A 17,484-nucleotide genomic window follows, 5' to 3' on the forward strand; every position below is an offset into this window, starting at 1 on the left:
CCGGCAAGACCAGAGAAATCAAAATGGCCCTGATCAGCCTCAAATCCCTCGGCGTCACCATGAGTGCGCCGCTGTTTGCCAATCTCGACCTCACCATCAGCTCCGGAGACCGGCTCGGCATTGTCGCCGCCAATGGCCGCGGCAAGTCGACCTTGCTGAAATGCCTGACCGGCGAGATGGAGCCGACCTCCGGCGACATCACCCGCACGCGCGGCCTACGCGTCGGTCATGTCGAGCAATCCATTGCCCCGGCCCTTCTCCCCCGCAGCTTCCATCAGGTGGTGGCCGACGCCTTGCCGCCCGAGCAGGCTGAAAGCGAGCTGTGGCGCGTCGACGTGGTTCTCGATTCACTCGATGTGCCGGAGCCGATGCGCGAGCGGCCAATGCAGGCGCTGAGCGGCGGTTGGCAGAGACTGGCGCTGATCGCCCGCGTCTGGGTGACAGATCCGGACGTGCTGCTGCTCGACGAGCCGACCAACCATCTCGACCTTGCTCGCATCGGCCAGTTGGAAACCTGGCTCAACGCATTGCCGCGTGAGGTGCCGGTCGTCATTGCCAGCCACGACCGCGCCTTTCTCGACGCCGCCACCAACCGGACGCTGTTCCTGCGCCCGGAACGGTCGCCCGTGTTTGCCTTGCCCTATTCCCGCGCAAGGCGGGCGCTCGACGAGGTCGACGCCTCGACCGAGCGCAAGTTCCAGCGCGACATGAAGGTGGCGCAGCAATTGCGCCGGCAGGCGGCCAAGCTCAACAATATCGGCATCAATTCAGGCAGCGACCTGCTGACGGTCAAGACCAGGCAACTCAGCCAGCGGGCCGAAAAACTGGAGGAAGCGGCGAACCCGGCGCATCGCGAGAAGTCGGCGGGTGCCATAAAACTGGCCAATCGCGGCACCCACGCCAAAGTGCTGATCACGCTCGACGACGCGGCTGTCGAAACACCCGATGGCACGCTGCTGTTTCGGACCGGCAAGCGCCACATCTGCCAGGTCGACCGCATCGTGCTGCTAGGCCGCAACGGCGTCGGCAAGTCGCGCTTCGTCACCCTGATCCGCAATGCCATTGTCGAACCGGACACGGTGCGGAATGTGAAGGTGACGCCGTCGACGGTGCTCGGCTACAGCGATCAGGCGCTATCCGGCATCAGCGGCGACGACACGCCGCTGGCGCTGGTCTCACGCCGCTACGATGTCGGCGAGCAGCGCGCACGGTCGTTGCTGGCCGGCGCCGGCGTGGTCATCGAGATGCAGGAGAAAAAGATCGGCGTGCTGTCCGGCGGCCAGAAGGCACGGCTGATGATGCTGGCGCTGAGGCTCGCCAATCCCAACTTCTATCTGCTGGACGAGCCGACCAACCACCTCGACATCGACGGCCAGGAAGCGCTGGAAGCGGAACTCCTGGCGCATCAGGCAAGCTGCGTGCTCGCCTCGCACGACCGCTCCTTCATCCGCGCCATCGGCAACCGCTTCTGGCTGATCGACAAACGAAAGCTGACCGAAGTCGAGGACCCCGAGGAGTTCTTCCGCTCAGTGGCCGAAACGGCAGGATGAAGCCAACGGAGGTCGACTGGCATGTAAATTATTTGCTTACAGACCTTGTTTTTTGTAAGCAATCTGTTTACATATATCGATGTATCAAGTCCTTCAAGAACAAGGCGCTGTCGGACCTCTTTCAAACTGGAAACACCGGCAAGATCGACGCCAAGATTTACAAGCGCATTCTTGTCCGGCTTGACCGCCTGGAAGCTTCGGAGAAGCCGGAGGAAATGAACCTTCCCGGCTTCGATTTCCACCCGCTGAAAGGCTTCGATCCAATCCGCTACACGGTCCACGTCAACGGTCCGTGGTGCATCACATTCGAGTTCGACGGCAAGGACGCTGCCCGCGTCGATTTCGAGCAATATCACTGAGGCGGCCAGACTGGAGAAGTTCGACTTATGACCGTGCACGAGCCGACGCGTCCTATTGAGCGTTGTCCCTCCCACCCGGGAGCGCTGCTTGAGGACATTATCCCGGCAACTGGAAAGACCAAGGTGGAAATTGCAAATCTGCTCGGGATCTCCCGGCAGCAGCTCTATGACATCATCCGCGAAAAGAAGCCGGTTTCGCCGGCTGTGGCCGCTCGCCTCGGGAAGCTGTTCGGCGACGGCGCCGCGATCTGGCTTCGAATGCAAGCGGCTTTCGATGCTTGGCACGCAGAGCGTGAAGTTGATGTTTCAGCGATCCCTACGCTCAGGGTTGCGTAGGTCCGCACGGCAGCATTCGGACAGACCATCAGACGCCGCGACAAAAAATCTCGACGGTCTGTCGGATAGCCTCAGCCCATCGCGTCCTTGGGATGCCGACACGATGATGCCGGCGCCAACCCAGGGAGAATTATCATGTCGGTTCTTTCATCCATCGGTCGCGTCGCAACCCGGTATGCGGCAGCGCGCGCTCGTCACCGCAGCGAGCGCATCCTGCTTTCGCTGCCGGCCTCGCTGCGCAAGGATATCGGCTTTCCGGACGTCTTCGACGCGCAGAACGGCCGCCGCCCCTGACCTCGCGAGGCGCCAGTCAGTCATGCGTATCACCTGAAAGCGGTGTCGCCTGCATCGATACGCGTTTTTCGAAAGCCTCGAACCAGTGCGTCAGCCGTGCCCGCGAGCGAAAAGGCGGCAGGTGGCGGAACGCCATCCAGGACAGCGTGGTGGCCAAGGCGATGTGGCCGACATGGAGCGGTGCCTCGTCGTCCAGCGCGCTTTCGATCCAGTCGTAGCTCGCCTCGATCTTTTCCCGGTATCCGTCGGCGAGAGCACCATAGCGCAGCTTTTCGGGTCTCCTTTCTGTCTCCCAGCGCAAAGCGATGCCTGTCTGCGCGAGGCCCTGGGCGACCGACTGAAGCCGCAACGCCTGCCAGCGCGCCTCGCCGTCCTGCGGCAGCAGCTTGCGGCCGTCATGCAGTGTGTCGAGATAGGCGCAAATGACATCGGAATCGAAGATCGGCGACGCATTTGGCCGCAACAGCACCGGCACCTTGCCAAGCGGATTTTCGGCGTAGACATCGGCGTTGCGCAAGGTGGGACTGGTCTCATGATGGATGACCTCCAGCCGATCGGCAATGCCAACCTCATGGGCGAAGACAAGCGCCTTGCGCGCGAAGGGTGAGTGGGTTTGATAGTAGAGGATCATTGTCGTCCCGGGGTTGAAGAGGCGTTCGCGTGATCCATCTGTTCTAGCCTGCGAGCCGAGAGAATTGCGCTCTGATTGGGCGCCGCCGACGCAAGTTCGTTTCACGCCTCTCGCTCGAGCCCGCGGCTGTCCGGGATAATCAAGGGCCGACCGCCAAAAAAATTTCGCCGCCATGTAGGATCGCCGCCATCCGATCCGTCCTATGGCTCGCAAGGCCAAACGCAAAGAGGAACAACAAATGACTGATCAGACCCCCGTTCAGCCCGCGGCCAAAGTGCTCGGCGGATTGACCCCCTATCTGCAGCTGGATGGCGCCTTCAAGGCTGCCGAATTCTACAAGAAGGCCTTCGGCGCGGAGCAGGTCTTTGCCTACCCGGCGGACGAAAAAGGCCGCACCATGCACATTCACCTCCACATCAATGGCTCGACCCTCATGCTCTCCGATTTCTATCCGGAAAACGGAATGCCCGCCGTCAAGCCGCAGGGTTACACCATGCAGCTTCACCTCGGCAGCGACGACATCGAAGCCTGGTGGAAGCGCGCCGTCGATGCCGGCTGCGAAGTCGCCGTGCCGCTCCAAGTCATGTTCTGGGGCGATCAGTGGGGCAATATGCGCGACCCGTTCGGCGTCGAATGGGCGATGAACGCGCCGGTGAAGAAAGCTTGATCTGCCAACGATGGCCCGAGCCCCTCACCGGCCGGCGCCGGTGAGGCCCTGTGAACTTCCAGGAGGAGATCCAAAATGTCCTATGTCGATGGTTTCGTACTTGCCGTATCCAAGGCAAAACTCGATGACTACAAGAAGCTGGCCAACCTCGCAGGGCCTGTCTGGAGGGAACATGGCGCGCTCGCCTATGTCGAATGCATCGGCGACGACGTGCCCTATGGCGAGGTCACGTCCTTCCCGCGTGCCGTGCAGGCCAAGGACGACGAGATCGTCGTCTTCGCGTGGGCCGTCTATGAGTCGCGGGAGAGCCGCGATGCCGTCATGGCCAAGGTGATGGCAGATCCCCGCTTGAAGGCCGATTGGGCGGACATGCCGTTCGACGGCAAGCGCATGATCTTCGGTGGCTTCAAGCCATTCATTGAGCTTTGAGCAGCCGGTAGCAGATTAGAAGAAGCCTCTCAGCTTCGTCATCCTAGGCGAAGCAGGAGCGAAGCTCCGTCGCGAAGACCCTAGGATGACGACGCGGGTGCTTAGGCCATCGCTAAGGCCACGATCAGCTAGATAGCGTTGCGCTAATCCAGCTTGTCGAGCAGCGGCTTCAGCCGATCTCCATAGCGCTTCCACAGATCGACCGACCCTTGATACATCGGCTGGCGCACCTGTGCGGCCGAAGCCGTGCGAACCGGTCGGTCGGTCTCGTGGAACGATAGAGCCGCGTCGTCCCAGGGCAGGCCGAGATGAGCGATCAATGTCCGCGTCTGTCCTTCTTGGTCGGCGACAAAATCCTCGTAGCGTACATCATGCACGACGCCCGGCAGCACCGTGTGCCAATGCTTCATGATGTCGGTGTAGAGATTGTGGAAGTCGGCGAGCTCGCCGAGATCGTAGCCATAGCGATGGCTGTCGCCGCGGAAATGCACTTTGTAGATCGACAGGCAGGTGGCCGCCGCATCGCGCGCGCAGTGGATGATCCTGGCCTTCGGCATCATCATGTGGATGAAGCCGACAAGCAGGAAGTTGCCTGGCATTTTGTCGGTGACGTGACGCATGTTCGGATAGCGGGCATGCAGCATGTCGAGATAGGCCTGCCCTGCCTCGGCAAAATCCGCATCGCCCATATCCGATACGCCCCATGGGAAGCCACCCGGCATGGTCGCCGGGAACTGCTTGCCGACCGCCTTCTTCAAGATGCTGAGCTCGCCTGCGCCATAGACCTGCGGATGGCTGGCAATGATCTGCTCGACCAGCGTCGTGCCCGAACGCGGCATGCCGACGATGAAGATCGGCGTGTCGTCGCTGATTGAGCTGGGCCTGTGCTTCTCGAAGAAGCCGGCATCGAAGGTGGCCTTCATCGCCTCGAATTCGGCCCGCGTCCTGGCCTGGTCGTAGTTGATGCCTTTGCGGCGGATCGCATTGCCTTCGGCGAAATAGTCGAAGGCCCGGCCATAATCCCTGAGATCGTCATTCGCCTTGCCGAGTCCGAAGGACAGCTGCATGCGTGCCAGGCTGTCCTGCGGCGCTTTGGCATGCTGGGCTTCCATGCCCCCAAGCTCGCTGTCGCGCTCCTTCTGGCGCTTGACCTGCGTCAGCATCAGCCAGGCTGTGGCCATGGCGGGGTTGATCGCCAACGCCTGCCGGAACAGGTCGACCGCCTCGTCGAGCTTGCCCTTTTCCATCAGCCCGACGCCGAGCCCGTGCAGCAGGTCGGCATCCTTGGGGCGTATCGCCAGCGCTTCGCGGAAGGCAGCCAGCGCCTCATCCAGCCGCCCGGCTTCCTGCAGGGTTTCGGCAAGCCCGATGCGGGCGCGCACGTGAAATGGATTGCGTGCAACCGTGCCGCGATAAATCTCTTCGGCCTCTTCGAACTGGCCGACCTGCTTCAGCGATGAGCCGAGATTGTCGCGCGCCGCGAGCTGGTCCGGCCGCAGATCCACCGCACCGCGGAAGAAATCGATGGCCGCAGCAGGGCGGCCGAGGTCGCGCATCACCGTACCGAAATTGTTGAGGAAATCGGGATTCGTCGGCTGCAGGCTCACCGACCGTTCGATGAGATCCAGCCCTTCTTCGCTGCGCCCGGTCTGGTGCAGCAGCAGTCCCAGGAAATGCGCCGCGGCCGCATGCTTGGGCTGACGCGCCAGCACCTGCCGGTAGATCGTCTCAGCCTCTTGCCGGCGCCCCGCCTGATGCAGTTGCAACGCCTGCTGCACATACTGGTCGAGGCCCAGCGGCGGCTGTCCGCCTGCGCCAGACCTGGCTCCCGCACCCGCCGCTCGTCTTTGATCTCTGTTGATGGGAAACCTGCCGTGTTTTATCCGCCTGTGGCGATCTAGGCCATTGGCGCGCCAGGTTCAAGGCTTCGCTTGCTGTCTCGTCCTTTCGTCGGTGCGGAAAGATCAAATCAGGCGATTGGTCTCGGCAACCTGCCTGGCACGCCGAACCGTTCCATCGGTGTCGGCGATCCTTCGCTTTGCCGCCTCGTCACTTCTGACAGTCAGCCGCGGCGACAGGACAACCATCGGCTTTGCCATTACCGGCTTTGCGACCGGCGTGATCGTTACGGGGGTGCCTGTTGGCGTCTTTACGGACATTTCGAGGTCTCCTTCTTCAACTCACAAGAAAAATGAAATACCGGGAGAATTATTCCCGCTAAGCTTCAAACAGTTTTTGAATTGTATGAATTTGTATCACCATTTTTCTGATAGTTACAGCGCGCAATTTTTTGAATGAAGCACAATTTTATTTTAAAACGCCTTGATTAAATTACAACAAAGGCCTATCTGTACAGGATCGCTTTGGGCCAGAATTGGCATCTCGCGGCGTCAGAGGTTCTCGACCCGCCAATCTCATTCCAAATCATCGATACCGGGCGCGCGGCAATTCGCTCCGCGCGGCCATTCTCATTCTTCGAAAGACCGACATGAACACCGGAACCGTGAAGTTCTACAATGGCCGGACCGGCTTCATTCAGCCGACCGATGGCGGCAAGGACGTCTTTGTCCATGTCAGCGCACTGGAGCGCGCCGGCTTCTCCGGCCTCGCCGAAGGCCAGAAGCTGCAGTGCGAGTTGGAGCGTGACACCAAGGGCCGCGAGTCGGCCGCCAATTTGCAATTGATCTGATCCGGCCGAATTCGATGAACGCTGACCACGGATGTACTGGCAGCTCTCGAAAGAGGCTTATTTCCAGCGACTGCCGGAAATAGGAAAGCGGGGCTCGTCCCCGCTTTTTTGTTTTCAGGACCGCTGCTTTGCATAGGTAAGACAATGCCGGACCGCACCACCCACTCCATCGCGCACTTCACCGCACCTTTCGTGCTCGGCGGACTGGAAGGGCAGCTGCCGGCCGGCGACTACGACATCGACCATGACGAAGAGCTGATCGAGGGCATGTCGCGGCTTGCCTGGCGCCGCGTCGCCACTTTCATCCATCTGCCGGCAAGGGCAGCGAAAAACCCGCCCACCAGCCAGCTTGTCGCCATCGATTACCTCGAACTCGAAACAGCGCTGAAGCGCGACAGGGAGAATGCAGCATGATCCGTTTCCAGCAGAATGCGCGCCCGCGCACCGACACACCCGCGCACCAATTTTCGATCGGTCAGACCGTGCGCATGAAGAGCCGCACCGGCCTCGTTCAGAAGACCGCCGAACTGTTCCAGATCAAGAGCAGGCTGCCGGTCAAGGATGGTTCGCCGCAATACCGCATCCGCAGCGAGCAGGAGACCTATGAGCGGGTCACCACCGAAGACAATCTCGAACCGGCAGATCCGGTTGTTGCCGACAACCCCGTTGTTGCCAGCAACCCGCTCGTCTGAGACCCCACCGCCAAGCCAACACTGAAGCAGGAGCACGACATGTCCAAAGGTCAACAGCGAAGCAACCGCGAGACACGCAAGCCGAAGAAGGACAAGGTCGTGGCAAAGCCCGCCTCCCCGTTCGGTTCGTCGGTCAAGCAGGCGGAGAGCAGCTTGAGGCCGAAGTCGAAAGGCTGACAAACTGGAGGGCGCGCCTCGTGCGCCCTTTCCGTCGTCCTCTGTGAGGTGGCGAATTGACTGGACAGGCCTGCGCAATGCTCTGCCACGGAGGCGCGCTTGAATTTCGTCATCGAGTTCTACCGGTCGCGCGACGCCGACGAAGCCACTCTCGACAAGGTATCGCTGGAGGCGCCGAATCTGCGCGCCGCGCTGCAGGGCGCCACCGCGCTGTTCCACACGCTGGCCATGCCGCAAATCCCCGATCGCCTGCGCATCTGCGACGACAATGGCTGCGAGCTTTACGCCGGCCCGGCCGACGGCGCCTATCCGGTTTAGAGCAGCGGTGCTGCCCACGACTCCATTAAAGTTCACGTAAGATCGAGGCCCTAAGATCCGCCTGAACCGGGCCGCTGCCGCGATTGGTGGCCGAGACGTTGCGGGCGACCACCCACGATCGCCGCTCATACCCGAAGGCAGGAGGCGCATGGACAGGTCGCGCATCATCGTGACGGCGGTGGTGTTGGCCATGCTGGGCGCCATCGTGCCCATCGCGGCGACGTTTCATCTCGCTTGGACCCAGGCCGTCCAAAAGGAACATGAGCGGCTGCGGCTGTTCGCCAGCCGCGCCATCGCCAGGGCCGACATCTCGCTCAACGATGCCACCGCCGCTTTGCGGCAGATCGACCAGTTCACCGGCATCCGCTGTTCGGCGGACCATATAGCCCGTATGCGGCAACTCACCATCAGCACGCGCCCGATCGAAGAAATGGGCTATTTCGAAAACGGCCTGCTCAAATGCTCTTCTTGGGGACCGACCGAAGGGCGCGTGGCGCAATCCACCCCTGACTTCACCACCAGGGACGGCATGGCCGTCACCGCCCGCATGCAGCCGGTGATAAGTGAGGACCATTTTCTGATGGCGCTGCGATACAGGGACCACAACGTCCTTGTCGATCCGGTACGCTTTGTCGACGTCATCGTCGATCCCGGTGTCCAGCTCGCCTTGACGACGCAAACGGGCATCCTTCTTGGCGCGTTGAACGGCCCGAATCCTGCTCGTATCGAGAAGGTCATCGCCGGCCCCGGCGAAGGCATCGATGACGATCTCCTATTTGCCACCGCGCGCGGGACGGACTGGATTGCTGTCGCCAACGAACCGACAAGCCAGATCCTGGGCAGCGTTCGCAAGCAGCAATTCATGCTGCTCCCGCTCGGCGCCTTCATGGCTGCCTTCATCATCGGCGTGGTTGTGTGGCTGTCACGAAGGCGGCTTTCGCCCTCGGGAGAATTGCAGATCGCCGTGCGCAAGCACGAATTCATCGTCCACTATCAGCCGATCGTCGAGCTCAGGACCGGCAATTGCATCGGCGCGGAAGCGCTGGTGCGCTGGAAGCGGCCGAATGGCTCCCTGGTCCGGCCCGATCTTTTCATTCCGCTGGCGGAAGAGAGCGGCCTGATCACGGCGATCACCGATCAGGTCATTGCGATGGTTGTGTTCGACCTGAACAGGCTCCTGGTCGCCGATCGCTCGCTTCACATCGCCATCAATCTCAGCGCAACCGATGTCGGCACCGCGCGGGTCCTGCCTATTATCAAGAAAGCATTGCAGCACACCGGGATCCAGCCGCAGCAAATCTGGCTCGAGGCGACCGAACGCGGTTTCGTCGATATCAACTCGGCGCGCTCGACGCTCATTCGTGCCCGCGAAATGGGGCACGCAGTGGCAATCGACGACTTCGGTACCGGCTATTCCAGCCTGTCCTATCTCGAGGGGCTGCCGCTCGATGCGCTCAAGATCGACAAATCGTTCATCGATACGATCAGCACGAATTCCGCCACCAGTTCCGTCACCCCGCATATCATCGACATGGCCAAGACACTGAAGCTGAAGATCGTTGCCGAGGGCGTGGAAACGCAGGCGCAGGCTGACTACCTCGCGGCGCGCGACGTCGACTACGGCCAGGGCTGGCTGTTCGCCAAACCCATGCCTGCGTCCGAGTTCATCGCCTACTGTCGCCAGGTGAAGCCGACGGCTTGACGCCTGTCGTCCTCAACAAGGCGCAGCGTTCTCAGCACGGCCCGTCGCCAACGACGCGATAGTCCGCGGCGCGGGCTTCGCAGGAATTGGGGAAGGTACGCATCTCGCCATGCCGGCGGCCGCAGACCGGAGCATATTCGCGGGTGCAGAACGTCTGCTCGCCACCGCCACCGCCACCGCCACCGCCGCTGTCGCGGCACGGACCGGCGCGCACGATGCGGTAGCCAGCCCGGTCGGCGAGACAGGAATTGGCGAAGGTCTGGCGGTCGCCGCCGCGCCGGGCACAGACCGGCTCGTACTGCTTGCTGCAATATTGCGGCTCGGGCCGTGGCGGACGCGGGCGTGGCCCTGGTCCCTCATCGACCACAACGGTGCAGGCGGCAAGAATTGCCGACAGCAACAAGATGACAAAACCCTGCCGCGAAAAGATTGCCGCCAGAAATTTCATGATGATCTCCCACGATCGGTCCCCGGTTACCGATCCTCGCCATTCCCTTGCCGAATGCAACCCCCGTTTGAGCTCGGCAAACGATAACGGCGCCTGGACCGCAAGGGAGGTCAGCGCGCCGCGATGTCTGGCCCATTCGTGGCCCGGCTCTGGCCGATGACCCGGCCGGCAAGCAAGCCTATGCCGAGCCCATCGATGCTCAGGTCAGTCGATTGATGCGTCGGGATGCGCCAGTACGGCGGCCCGCGGCGGTATCTTGCAACCATCACGTTTCCGTGCGATAAATTCCGTGTTCGGGCATTTGCGACCCGGAGAGCGGAACGTTTTGGACGACCTTTCCCCGATACTGTGAATCTCTGACGGCCCCGTTTTCGGCGGGGGGTTTGACCATGCGCCAATGCATGACTGCCGAAGCAACCACCGGGAACTGCCCTTTGCGCCAGGCGGCGGGCGGGACCACCAAAGACTGAACGGGTGAAGGAGTTTCCCCAATGGCCCAGACCGGCACCGTTAAATTCTTCAACGCGACCAAAGGCTTCGGTTTCATCACGCCCGATGGTGGCGCCAAGGATGTATTCGTCCATATCTCCGCGATCGAAGCCTCCGGCTTGCGCACGCTCGTCGACGGCCAGAAGGTCACCTTCGACGTCGAGCCGGACCGCATGGGCAAGGGCCCCAAGGCCGTCAACCTCCGCGCAGCCTGAGCCATCGGCGCGCCGCATGTCACTCGGACGTGCGACGGAGGCTCCATGCCTGCACCTGGCCTGGAGAGGGATCTGAATTTTTGAAAGGCGCGGCGATCTTCGTCGCGCCTTTTCCTTATCGAAGGCGCGGGCCGGTGATGTCGCCCAGCCGCCAGGTTCTGGGCAACGACTTGCATAAAAACAAAGAGCCAAAGCGTGCCGCAACGTGCTTTAGACGCCCGCAAAACTTTCTCTTGCCGATGACGCTAAAATAAAGGACAAATTTCCACTCGGGCATTTGCCGGCCCGAGACTGGAGTTTATGGGACAAAGGAGCTTCCCATGCCGCAGACCGGCACCGTCAAATTCTTCAACCATGCCAAGGGCTTCGGCTTCATCACGCCCGATGATGGCGCGAAGGATGTTTTCGTCCATATTTCAGCCGTGCAGGCGTCCGGCCTTCCCGGCCTGGAGGATGGCCAGAAAGTGTCGTTCGACACCGAGCCGGACAAGCGCGGCAAGGGACCCAAGGCCGTCAACCTGTCGGTCGGCTGAGCCGGCCTGGACCGGCGATGGTTTTCGCTCCCTGGAGGGCGCGTGACCTTTGACGCCTGTTTTGAATAAATTCGTCGAAATCCGTTCAGCCCCCGTTCAGCCACGGTTGCATATTAGTCTTTGGTAAAGCCGGACCGCATCCCCGAAACTACACGGGCCGGCACGAAGGAGACCGAGATGAACCGAATTTTCAAGACCGCCGTCCTGGCCGCTGCCGTGGTCGCCACCACGCTTTCGGCCTTGCCCGCCGCCAACGCACGTGATTGGCGCCGCCATCATGGCCATCATGGCAACGGCGATGCCATTGCCGCCGGCGTGCTCGGCCTCGCGGCCGGTGCGCTGATCGGTGGCGCATTGGCCAATGACCGCCCGCCGCCCGACGCTGACCGCTACTACGATGACGGTTACTACGATCGTGACGTGGTGGTGCGCCCGGCCCCGGTCCGCCGCTACTATGCGGAGCCGCGGGTGGTCTACGCTGATCGTTATGCCGAGCCGTGGACGCGTGATTGGTACGAATACTGCTCGGACCGCTACCGCACCTTCAATTCCCGCACCGGCACGTTCACCGGCAATGACGGCGAACAGCATTTCTGCACGGCGAACTAAACCAGGGCCTCCCGGCCCCAACAGAAAAGCGCTGACCGCAAGGCCAGCGCTTTTTTGTTTGGAGCATCACAGGATTGGGGCAGGCGAATATCGGCACGCCCTACAGCAATTCCAGGAAAAGTGTGAAACGGTTTCCCGGGAAAAGCGCAAAGCGTTTTCCCTTGGGAATTGAGTCAGAACAAAGGTTAGAGCGGCCCCGCCGTTTCCGTGAAATGGTGAATTGCTCTAAACGAGAAAAGGATTGGTCCGCCTCTCCTCGCCAAAACGTCCGCCGGGACCGTGGCCGGAGATGAAGCCGATGTCGTCGCCGAGCGGCAGGAGTTTGTCCTTGATCGAAGCGATCAGTGCAGCATGGTCGCCACCCGGCAGATCGGTGCGGCCGACCGAGCCGCGGAACAGCACGTCGCCGACATGGGCGAACTTGGCCGCGCGGTTGTAGTAGACGACGTGACCTGGTGCATGGCCGGGGCAGTGCAGCACCTCGAACACATGGCCGCCGAACGACACGGTCTCGCCTTCGGACAGGAACCGGTCGGGCACGCAGTTGCGCGCTCCGGCGATGCCGTAGCGCTTGCCCTGGTTTTCCAGATTGTCGAGCAGCGACTTGTCGGCCTCATGCGGACCGATGATCTCGACGCCGAGCGCCTCCTTCAACTCCATTGCGCCGCCGGCATGGTCGATGTGGCCATGCGTTATCCAGATCGCCCCGGCTGAGATCGCATTGTCCTTCAGCACCGCCAGCACCTTGTCGATATCGCCGCCCGGATCGACGACGACGCCATGCTTGTCATCCATGTCGAACAGGATGGTACAATTCTGCTGGAACGGTGTGACCGGCACGATGCCGGCATTGAGCTGACCCATGATCGTCCTTTCGATGTTCACGGGTGATGTAGAGGCGCGGACAAAGGGCGTCCACCCTCGAAAGACGAACAATCGGTAGCTCCGAAAACGGAAATGGGCGGCCGAAGCCGCCCATTTGAAAAGACCGAAACGGCCCGCCTACTTCTTCATGGCGCCCATAACCGCGCCGAGAATGGCGGTCAGGATCGCGCCGCCGCCGGCGCCGCCGACGATGTTCTGCAGGTTCAGCGCGCTGCCGAGACCGCTCGTTGCTGCTGCCGCAGCCGCCGGATCGACCGCACCGCCACCCAGCAGGCTGCCGAGGATCGCCGCACCGCCGACGCCGCCAATGGCTCCGCCCAGGATTTTGGGAAGCTGACCCATCGCCGCCGTCTTGAGCGCCGCACCGACCGCCTGACCACCGATGACGCCAGTAATCACCTGTATGATGATCGGAAGAAGCGTGTTCATGTCCATATGATTAGTCCCTCCATAGCTGTCAGCCTCCCGGGCCGACACCATCATGAGACGCCGAATTGGACGAAAGTCAAATGCAGAAACGCTGAAATAAAAGGGGCGGCCCGAAAACCGCCCCTACTTCCTAAAAAAGCTGTGACTTTCGTTATTCTGCGGCGATCGCGTGCTTGGGCTGAACGGCCGCAGAATAGTCATTCATAAGATTCTTGGCTATTTCGCCGACCTCGAATCGGTAAGGCCCGATCTCGGAAACCGGCGTCACTTCCGCCGCCGTCCCGGTCAGGAAGCACTGCTCGAAGCTTTCCAGCTCTTCCGGCAGGATGGCGCGTTCAATCACCTCCAGGCCGCGATCCTTGGCCAGCCCAATGACCGTGCGGCGGGTGATACCGTCGAGGAAGCAGTCAGGCTTGGGTGTGTGGATCTTGCCCTCCTTGACGAAGAAGATGTTGGCTCCGGTCGCTTCGGCGACCTGGCCACGCCAGTCGAGCATCATGGCGTCGGCATAGCCCTTGGCCTCGGCGGCGTGCTTGGACATGGTGCAGATCATGTAGAGGCCGGCTGCCTTCGACCTGGAAGGCGCGGTGCGCGGGTCGGGCCGGCGCCATTCCGCCACATCGAGACGGATGCCTTTCAGCTTCTGCGCAGGATCGAAATAGCTCGGCCATTGCCAGATGGCGATGGCACAGTTGATGCGGTTGTTCTGCGCCGAGACGCCCATCTGCTCACTGCCGCGCCAGGCAATCGGCCGGACATAGGCGTCCTGGAAACCCTGCTTCTTGAGAAGCGTGGATGAGGCGTCGTTGAGCTCGGCCACCGTATAGGGGATATTGAAACCGAGCAGGCGTGCCGATTCATGCAGGCGCTCGGTGTGTTCGTTGAGCTTGAAGATCTCGCCGCCATAGGCGCGTTCTCCCTCGAAAACGGCGCTGGCGTAATGCAGCCCGTGCGTCAGCACATGGATCTTGGCGTCACCCCATTGGACGAATTCGCCGTTCATCCAGATGAAGCCATCGAGTTGATCGAAGGGAACGGATGCCATGGTAACCTCCCACGGGCGGCAGCCCGGATACTTGTATCGTTGTGTGTTTCGTGTCGGCCGCCCGAAGCGGCTTTTATGGTGGAGCGTAAGCGGATAATTGCGCTCTGGCAAACTTAGGAAATTCCGGAAAAACCGGCTTCCCTTGCCTTTTCGTTCGCAATCCGCCCAAAAGCTTGTCAAAAATTACCATTGCAGGGAAATTACGTCAATAGTACTGACATAATCTCTCTTTCCCACGGAGAAATAATGACGGATCGAAGCCCAGCCGCCGGAAAACCGATCAGGACCGCGATGTCGGTCGAGGACGGCATCGACTTCGCCATTATCGAGCTGCTCTTCTTTGCCTATCGTGACTTCACCTCCGATCCGGACCAGATCCTGGCCGACTACGGCTTTGGCCGGGCCCACCACCGGGTGCTGCATTTCGTCAACCGCAGGCCGGGCCTGACGGTCGCCGAACTGCTCGACGTGCTGAAGATCACCAAACAGAGCCTGGCCCGTGTGCTCAAGCAGTTGATCGACACCGACCATGTCGTGCAGTTGCAAGGTCCGCGCGACCGCCGACAGCGCGAACTTTATCCGACCGCCAAAGGCCGTGCGCTGGCGCTGGCGCTTGCGCGGCCACAGTCGCGCCGCATCCATGCTGCATTGGGGGATTCCGGAGTAACCGAACGGACCTTGGTGGAACGGTTCCTCGAAGCGATGGTCAATCCGGAACTGAGGGCGCAGATCGACGTTGGGTCCGCAAAAATGTCAGGGAAACGCCATGGAGAGCACTGAACGGGTCGATCACGCGGCCGCGCCGGACGACGACGCGCCGCATCTGCTTGTCGTCGACGACGACACCCGCATCCGCAATCTTCTCAAGCAGTATCTGACCGAAAACGGCTTTCGCGTCACCGTCGCCGGCAATGCCGGCGAAGCCAGGCGCAAGCTTGCCGGCCTCGACTTCGATCTTCTGGTGCTGGACGTCATGATGCCGGGTGAGACGGGCGTCGACCTGACCAAGTCGCTGCGGGCCGAAAAGAACGTACCGATCCTGATGCTGACGGCCCTGTCGGAGACCGACAGCCGCATCTCAGGGCTGGAGGCCGGCGCCGACGACTACCTGCCGAAGCCGTTCGATCCGCGCGAGCTGATCCTGCGCATCAACAACATCCTTCGCCGTGGTGGCCCGGCGACCACGCCCAAGGTCGAGCAGTTGGTCTTCGGCCCCTACACCTTCCAGATCGCCCGGCGCGAATTGAAGCGTGGCGGCGAGGCGCTGAAGCTGACCGATCGCGAGCAGGAGATCCTGGCGATCTTCGCGGCAAGGGCCGGCGAGACGATACCCCGCCACGAGCTTGTCGGTGACGATTCGGAGGTCGGCGAGCGCACCATCGACGTCCAGATCAACCGGCTGCGCCGCAAGATCGAGCGCGATCCGTCCAACCCGGTCTGGCTGCAGACCGTGCGCGGTATTGGGTATCGGCTCAGCGTGGAATAGAATGCCGCCTGCGGCCTGCTGAGCGGCTGCGGGCAAGCGAAATGAGCGAATGGCAACCACGGAACTGGAACAGCCGGGCAATGGCGGCTTGAGCGTACGCGCCGCGCGGACGCTGAAGGCGGTGCCGCGCGCCTGGAACCGCTTCTGGCGCCTCGTCTCGCTGTATATGCCCAAGCGGCTCTATGCTCGCTCGCTGATCATCGTCATCGCGCCGATGATCCTGCTGCAATCGGTCGTCGCCTTCGTCTTCATGGAACGTCACTGGGCAACCGTGACGCAGCGCCTGTCGCAGGCCACCGTGCGCGACATCGCCGCCATCATCGACCTGATCGAAACCTATCCGCGCGATGCCGACTACACCAACATCATACGCATCGCCCAGGACCGCATGCAGTTGAAGGTCGACCTCTTGCCGCCCGACCCGCTGCCCGCGCCTGGCCCAAAACCGTTTTTCTCGATTTTGGATGATGTTCTCTCGTCGGAGATCACCCGCCAGATTAACCGCCCGTTCTGGATCGACACGGTCGGCAACTCCAACATCGTCGAGGTGCGCGTGCAGCTCGAGGGCAAGGTGCTGCGCGTCTTCGTGCGCCGCAGCCAGGCCTATGCCTCCAACACCCACATCTTCCTTATCTGGATGGTCGGCACCTCGCTGGTGCTCCTGATGATCGCCATTCCCTTCCTGCGCAACCAGATCCGGCCGATCCTGATGCTTGCCGAAGCCGCCGAAAGTTTCGGCAAGGGCCGGCCGATGCCGCGTGACTTCCGGCCGCGCGGCGCCGAGGAGGTTCGCCGCGCCGGCTTTGCCTTCATGCAGATGCGCGAACGCATCGAGCGCCAGATCGAGCAGCGCACCGCCATGCTGACCGGCGTCAGTCATGACCTGCGAACCATCCTCACCCGCTTCAAGCTGCAGTTGGCGCTTTCCGGCGGCAAGGCCGAGACCAAGGCCGCGCTCGACCAGGACATCGACGACATGCAGTCGATGCTCGAAGGCTATCTCGCCTTTGCCCGTGGCGAGGCTTCGGAAGACGCCGGACGGTTCGATCTCGAGGCCTATTTCGAAAAGCTCGGCGAGGAAGCCAGGCTGCGCAAGCGCAAGCTGTCGACGACGCTTGCCGGAGACCCCGATGTGCATGTGCGGCCGAACGCCTTTGCCCGATTGATGTCCAACGTCATCGGCAACGCCTTCCGCTATGCCAAGACGGTGGAAGTCAACGCCACCCATGGCCGCGGCTCGCTGCTGGTCACCATCGACGACGATGGTCCGGGCATTCCCGCCGACCGGCGCGAAGACGTCTTCAAACCCTTCGTGCGGCTCGACGAAGCCCGCAACCTCGATGCCAGCGGCACCGGGCTCGGCCTGTCGATCGCCCGCGACATCGCCCGTTCCCATGGCGGCGACATCACCCTTGAAGACAGCCCGCTCGGCGGACTGCGCGCTATCATCAAGGTTCCCGCATAACCGGCACGATACCGAAAGTGGAAACAGGCTTCATCC

Annotated in this window: 25 protein-coding genes; 19 read left to right on the forward strand and 6 right to left on the reverse strand. The window is 61.7% G+C overall.

Annotation, left to right across the window (positions count from 1 at the left end):
- Window positions 1-23 precede the first annotated feature (23 nt).
- The 4 genes from AC0L2U_RS05340 to AC0L2U_RS05355 all read left to right on the forward strand — a co-directional run bounded on the left by AC0L2U_RS05340 (window position 24) and on the right by AC0L2U_RS05355 (window position 2,539).
- Entirely contained in the window at window positions 24-1,550 is a 1,527-nt protein-coding gene (locus tag AC0L2U_RS05340) for an ABC-F family ATP-binding cassette domain-containing protein (RefSeq protein ID WP_473601531.1), read from the forward strand.
- 83 nt (window positions 1,551-1,633) lie between these two features.
- Window positions 1,634-1,909: a type II toxin-antitoxin system RelE/ParE family toxin gene (locus AC0L2U_RS05345; protein ID WP_292702252.1), complete on the forward strand. Its 276-nt coding sequence runs from the start codon at window positions 1,634-1,636 to the stop codon at window positions 1,907-1,909.
- Window positions 1,910-1,936: 27 nt separating this feature from the next.
- Window positions 1,937-2,245, forward strand: a complete 309-nt coding sequence (locus AC0L2U_RS05350) for a HigA family addiction module antitoxin (protein ID WP_127268663.1) — start codon at window positions 1,937-1,939, stop codon at window positions 2,243-2,245.
- A 135-nt stretch (window positions 2,246-2,380) separates the two neighbouring features.
- Window positions 2,381-2,539, forward strand: a complete 159-nt coding sequence (locus AC0L2U_RS05355; protein ID WP_127268662.1) for a hypothetical protein — start codon at window positions 2,381-2,383, stop codon at window positions 2,537-2,539.
- A 16-nt stretch (window positions 2,540-2,555) separates the two neighbouring features.
- Here AC0L2U_RS05355 and AC0L2U_RS05360 read toward each other — a convergent pair whose 3' ends face one another.
- Window positions 2,556-3,170 (reverse strand): glutathione S-transferase family protein, encoded by a 615-nt coding sequence (locus AC0L2U_RS05360; RefSeq protein ID WP_127268661.1) that lies wholly within the window; start codon window positions 3,168-3,170, stop codon window positions 2,556-2,558.
- 238 nt (window positions 3,171-3,408) lie between these two features.
- On the opposite strand from AC0L2U_RS05360, the gene AC0L2U_RS05365 reads away from it, so the two are divergent.
- Together AC0L2U_RS05365 and AC0L2U_RS05370 are read left to right on the forward strand one after the other, a co-directional pair.
- Window positions 3,409-3,837 carry a VOC family protein gene (locus AC0L2U_RS05365; protein WP_127268665.1) on the forward strand — a complete coding sequence of 143 codons (429 nt, stop codon included), beginning with the start codon at window positions 3,409-3,411 and terminating at the stop codon, window positions 3,835-3,837.
- A gap of 75 nt (window positions 3,838-3,912) precedes the next feature.
- Window positions 3,913-4,266 (forward strand): DUF1428 domain-containing protein, encoded by a 354-nt coding sequence (locus AC0L2U_RS05370; protein ID WP_128363673.1) that lies wholly within the window; start codon window positions 3,913-3,915, stop codon window positions 4,264-4,266.
- 143 nt (window positions 4,267-4,409) lie between these two features.
- Here AC0L2U_RS05370 and AC0L2U_RS05375 read toward each other — a convergent pair whose 3' ends face one another.
- Window positions 4,410-6,032 carry a tetratricopeptide repeat-containing sulfotransferase family protein gene (locus AC0L2U_RS05375; RefSeq protein WP_245481680.1) on the reverse strand — a complete coding sequence of 541 codons (1,623 nt, stop codon included), beginning with the start codon at window positions 6,030-6,032 and terminating at the stop codon, window positions 4,410-4,412.
- Window positions 6,033-6,171: 139 nt separating this feature from the next.
- Between AC0L2U_RS05375 and AC0L2U_RS05380 the strand changes: the two genes are divergently transcribed.
- The 7 genes from AC0L2U_RS05380 (at window position 6,172) to AC0L2U_RS05410 (ending at window position 9,844) form a co-directional block, all read left to right on the forward strand.
- The gene (locus tag AC0L2U_RS05380) at window positions 6,172-6,564 is read left to right on the forward strand and encodes a hypothetical protein (RefSeq protein ID WP_164748817.1); all 393 of its coding nucleotides are present in this window, start codon (window positions 6,172-6,174) and stop codon (window positions 6,562-6,564) included.
- A gap of 190 nt (window positions 6,565-6,754) precedes the next feature.
- Window positions 6,755-6,955, forward strand: a complete 201-nt coding sequence (locus AC0L2U_RS05385; RefSeq protein ID WP_473601532.1) for a cold-shock protein — start codon at window positions 6,755-6,757, stop codon at window positions 6,953-6,955.
- Between the two features lie 144 nt (window positions 6,956-7,099).
- On the forward strand, window positions 7,100-7,369 hold the full coding sequence (locus tag AC0L2U_RS05390) for a hypothetical protein (RefSeq protein ID WP_023809798.1): 270 nt from the start codon (window positions 7,100-7,102) through the stop codon (window positions 7,367-7,369).
- Window positions 7,366-7,647: a hypothetical protein gene (locus tag AC0L2U_RS05395; protein WP_127270520.1), complete on the forward strand. Its 282-nt coding sequence runs from the start codon at window positions 7,366-7,368 to the stop codon at window positions 7,645-7,647. Before AC0L2U_RS05390 ends, AC0L2U_RS05395 begins: the two co-directional genes overlap by 4 nt.
- Before the next feature lie 39 nt (window positions 7,648-7,686).
- Window positions 7,687-7,824 (forward strand): hypothetical protein, encoded by a 138-nt coding sequence (locus AC0L2U_RS05400; RefSeq protein ID WP_473601533.1) that lies wholly within the window; start codon window positions 7,687-7,689, stop codon window positions 7,822-7,824.
- A 99-nt stretch (window positions 7,825-7,923) separates the two neighbouring features.
- Complete coding sequence (locus AC0L2U_RS05405) at window positions 7,924-8,142, forward strand: hypothetical protein (protein ID WP_127294949.1); 219 nt, start codon at window positions 7,924-7,926, stop codon at window positions 8,140-8,142.
- Between the two features lie 148 nt (window positions 8,143-8,290).
- Complete coding sequence (locus AC0L2U_RS05410; protein WP_473601534.1) at window positions 8,291-9,844, forward strand: EAL domain-containing protein; 1,554 nt, start codon at window positions 8,291-8,293, stop codon at window positions 9,842-9,844.
- A 31-nt stretch (window positions 9,845-9,875) separates the two neighbouring features.
- Here AC0L2U_RS05410 and AC0L2U_RS05415 read toward each other — a convergent pair whose 3' ends face one another.
- Complete coding sequence (locus AC0L2U_RS05415) at window positions 9,876-10,292, reverse strand: Kazal-type serine protease inhibitor domain-containing protein (protein WP_473601535.1); 417 nt, start codon at window positions 10,290-10,292, stop codon at window positions 9,876-9,878.
- Window positions 10,293-10,783: 491 nt separating this feature from the next.
- Here AC0L2U_RS05415 and AC0L2U_RS05420 point away from each other — a divergent pair, with 491 nt between their 5' ends.
- The 3 genes from AC0L2U_RS05420 to AC0L2U_RS05430 all read left to right on the forward strand — a co-directional run bounded on the left by AC0L2U_RS05420 (window position 10,784) and on the right by AC0L2U_RS05430 (window position 12,138).
- The gene (locus AC0L2U_RS05420; protein ID WP_006202520.1) at window positions 10,784-10,996 is read left to right on the forward strand and encodes a cold-shock protein; all 213 of its coding nucleotides are present in this window, start codon (window positions 10,784-10,786) and stop codon (window positions 10,994-10,996) included.
- Between the two features lie 320 nt (window positions 10,997-11,316).
- On the forward strand, window positions 11,317-11,529 hold the full coding sequence (locus tag AC0L2U_RS05425; RefSeq protein ID WP_013530020.1) for a cold-shock protein: 213 nt from the start codon (window positions 11,317-11,319) through the stop codon (window positions 11,527-11,529).
- A gap of 177 nt (window positions 11,530-11,706) precedes the next feature.
- Window positions 11,707-12,138, forward strand: coding sequence for a BA14K family protein (locus AC0L2U_RS05430; RefSeq protein ID WP_127268420.1), 432 nt, complete (start codon window positions 11,707-11,709; stop codon window positions 12,136-12,138).
- Window positions 12,139-12,363: 225 nt separating this feature from the next.
- On the opposite strand, the gene AC0L2U_RS05435 is transcribed toward AC0L2U_RS05430, so the two are convergent.
- From AC0L2U_RS05435 to AC0L2U_RS05445, 3 genes are all read right to left on the reverse strand, one after another.
- On the reverse strand, window positions 12,364-13,002 hold the full coding sequence (locus AC0L2U_RS05435) for an MBL fold metallo-hydrolase (protein ID WP_473601536.1): 639 nt from the start codon (window positions 13,000-13,002) through the stop codon (window positions 12,364-12,366).
- 138 nt (window positions 13,003-13,140) lie between these two features.
- Window positions 13,141-13,458 (reverse strand): hypothetical protein, encoded by a 318-nt coding sequence (locus AC0L2U_RS05440; protein ID WP_023809804.1) that lies wholly within the window; start codon window positions 13,456-13,458, stop codon window positions 13,141-13,143.
- A gap of 145 nt (window positions 13,459-13,603) precedes the next feature.
- Window positions 13,604-14,497, reverse strand: coding sequence for a branched-chain amino acid aminotransferase (locus tag AC0L2U_RS05445; RefSeq protein WP_127397660.1), 894 nt, complete (start codon window positions 14,495-14,497; stop codon window positions 13,604-13,606).
- A 246-nt stretch (window positions 14,498-14,743) separates the two neighbouring features.
- Between AC0L2U_RS05445 and AC0L2U_RS05450 the strand changes: the two genes are divergently transcribed.
- From AC0L2U_RS05450 to AC0L2U_RS05460, 3 genes are read left to right on the forward strand one after another with little or no spacing between them, the layout of a single operon-like run.
- Window positions 14,744-15,277 carry a MarR family winged helix-turn-helix transcriptional regulator gene (locus AC0L2U_RS05450; protein ID WP_473601537.1) on the forward strand — a complete coding sequence of 178 codons (534 nt, stop codon included), beginning with the start codon at window positions 14,744-14,746 and terminating at the stop codon, window positions 15,275-15,277.
- Window positions 15,264-15,983, forward strand: a complete 720-nt coding sequence (locus AC0L2U_RS05455) for a response regulator (RefSeq protein ID WP_013530014.1) — start codon at window positions 15,264-15,266, stop codon at window positions 15,981-15,983. Before AC0L2U_RS05450 ends, AC0L2U_RS05455 begins: the two co-directional genes overlap by 14 nt.
- Before the next feature lie 49 nt (window positions 15,984-16,032).
- Window positions 16,033-17,448, forward strand: coding sequence for an ATP-binding protein (locus tag AC0L2U_RS05460; RefSeq protein ID WP_127268417.1), 1,416 nt, complete (start codon window positions 16,033-16,035; stop codon window positions 17,446-17,448).
- Window positions 17,449-17,484: the final 36 nt, after the last annotated feature.

Source organism: Mesorhizobium sp. WSM4808 (genome assembly GCF_055811675.1).

Excerpts from the sequence above, each read along its gene's own strand:
- AC0L2U_RS05350 (WP_127268663.1), top strand. The coding sequence starts at position 1,937 with ATGACCGTGCACGAGCCGACGCGTCCTATTGAGCGTTGTCCCTCCCAC.
- AC0L2U_RS05410 (WP_473601534.1), top strand. The coding sequence starts at position 8,291 with ATGGACAGGTCGCGCATCATCGTGACGGCGGTGGTGTTGGCCATGCTG.
- AC0L2U_RS05390 (WP_023809798.1), top strand. The coding sequence starts at position 7,100 with ATGCCGGACCGCACCACCCACTCCATCGCGCACTTCACCGCACCTTTC.
- AC0L2U_RS05385 (WP_473601532.1), top strand. The coding sequence starts at position 6,755 with ATGAACACCGGAACCGTGAAGTTCTACAATGGCCGGACCGGCTTCATT.
- AC0L2U_RS05370 (WP_128363673.1), top strand. The coding sequence starts at position 3,913 with ATGTCCTATGTCGATGGTTTCGTACTTGCCGTATCCAAGGCAAAACTC.
- AC0L2U_RS05365 (WP_127268665.1), top strand. The coding sequence starts at position 3,409 with ATGACTGATCAGACCCCCGTTCAGCCCGCGGCCAAAGTGCTCGGCGGA.
- AC0L2U_RS05395 (WP_127270520.1), top strand. The coding sequence starts at position 7,366 with ATGATCCGTTTCCAGCAGAATGCGCGCCCGCGCACCGACACACCCGCG.
- AC0L2U_RS05400 (WP_473601533.1), top strand. The coding sequence starts at position 7,687 with ATGTCCAAAGGTCAACAGCGAAGCAACCGCGAGACACGCAAGCCGAAG.
- AC0L2U_RS05420 (WP_006202520.1), top strand. The coding sequence starts at position 10,784 with ATGGCCCAGACCGGCACCGTTAAATTCTTCAACGCGACCAAAGGCTTC.
- AC0L2U_RS05340 (WP_473601531.1), top strand. The coding sequence starts at position 24 with ATGGCCCTGATCAGCCTCAAATCCCTCGGCGTCACCATGAGTGCGCCG.
- AC0L2U_RS05415 (WP_473601535.1), bottom strand. The coding sequence starts at position 10,292 with ATGAAATTTCTGGCGGCAATCTTTTCGCGGCAGGGTTTTGTCATCTTG.
- AC0L2U_RS05460 (WP_127268417.1), top strand. The coding sequence starts at position 16,033 with ATGGCAACCACGGAACTGGAACAGCCGGGCAATGGCGGCTTGAGCGTA.
- AC0L2U_RS05455 (WP_013530014.1), top strand. The coding sequence starts at position 15,264 with ATGGAGAGCACTGAACGGGTCGATCACGCGGCCGCGCCGGACGACGAC.
- AC0L2U_RS05445 (WP_127397660.1), bottom strand. The coding sequence starts at position 14,497 with ATGGCATCCGTTCCCTTCGATCAACTCGATGGCTTCATCTGGATGAAC.
- AC0L2U_RS05450 (WP_473601537.1), top strand. The coding sequence starts at position 14,744 with ATGACGGATCGAAGCCCAGCCGCCGGAAAACCGATCAGGACCGCGATG.
- AC0L2U_RS05430 (WP_127268420.1), top strand. The coding sequence starts at position 11,707 with ATGAACCGAATTTTCAAGACCGCCGTCCTGGCCGCTGCCGTGGTCGCC.
- AC0L2U_RS05355 (WP_127268662.1), top strand. The coding sequence starts at position 2,381 with ATGTCGGTTCTTTCATCCATCGGTCGCGTCGCAACCCGGTATGCGGCA.
- AC0L2U_RS05440 (WP_023809804.1), bottom strand. The coding sequence starts at position 13,458 with ATGGACATGAACACGCTTCTTCCGATCATCATACAGGTGATTACTGGC.
- AC0L2U_RS05435 (WP_473601536.1), bottom strand. The coding sequence starts at position 13,002 with ATGGGTCAGCTCAATGCCGGCATCGTGCCGGTCACACCGTTCCAGCAG.
- AC0L2U_RS05425 (WP_013530020.1), top strand. The coding sequence starts at position 11,317 with ATGCCGCAGACCGGCACCGTCAAATTCTTCAACCATGCCAAGGGCTTC.
- AC0L2U_RS05360 (WP_127268661.1), bottom strand. The coding sequence starts at position 3,170 with ATGATCCTCTACTATCAAACCCACTCACCCTTCGCGCGCAAGGCGCTT.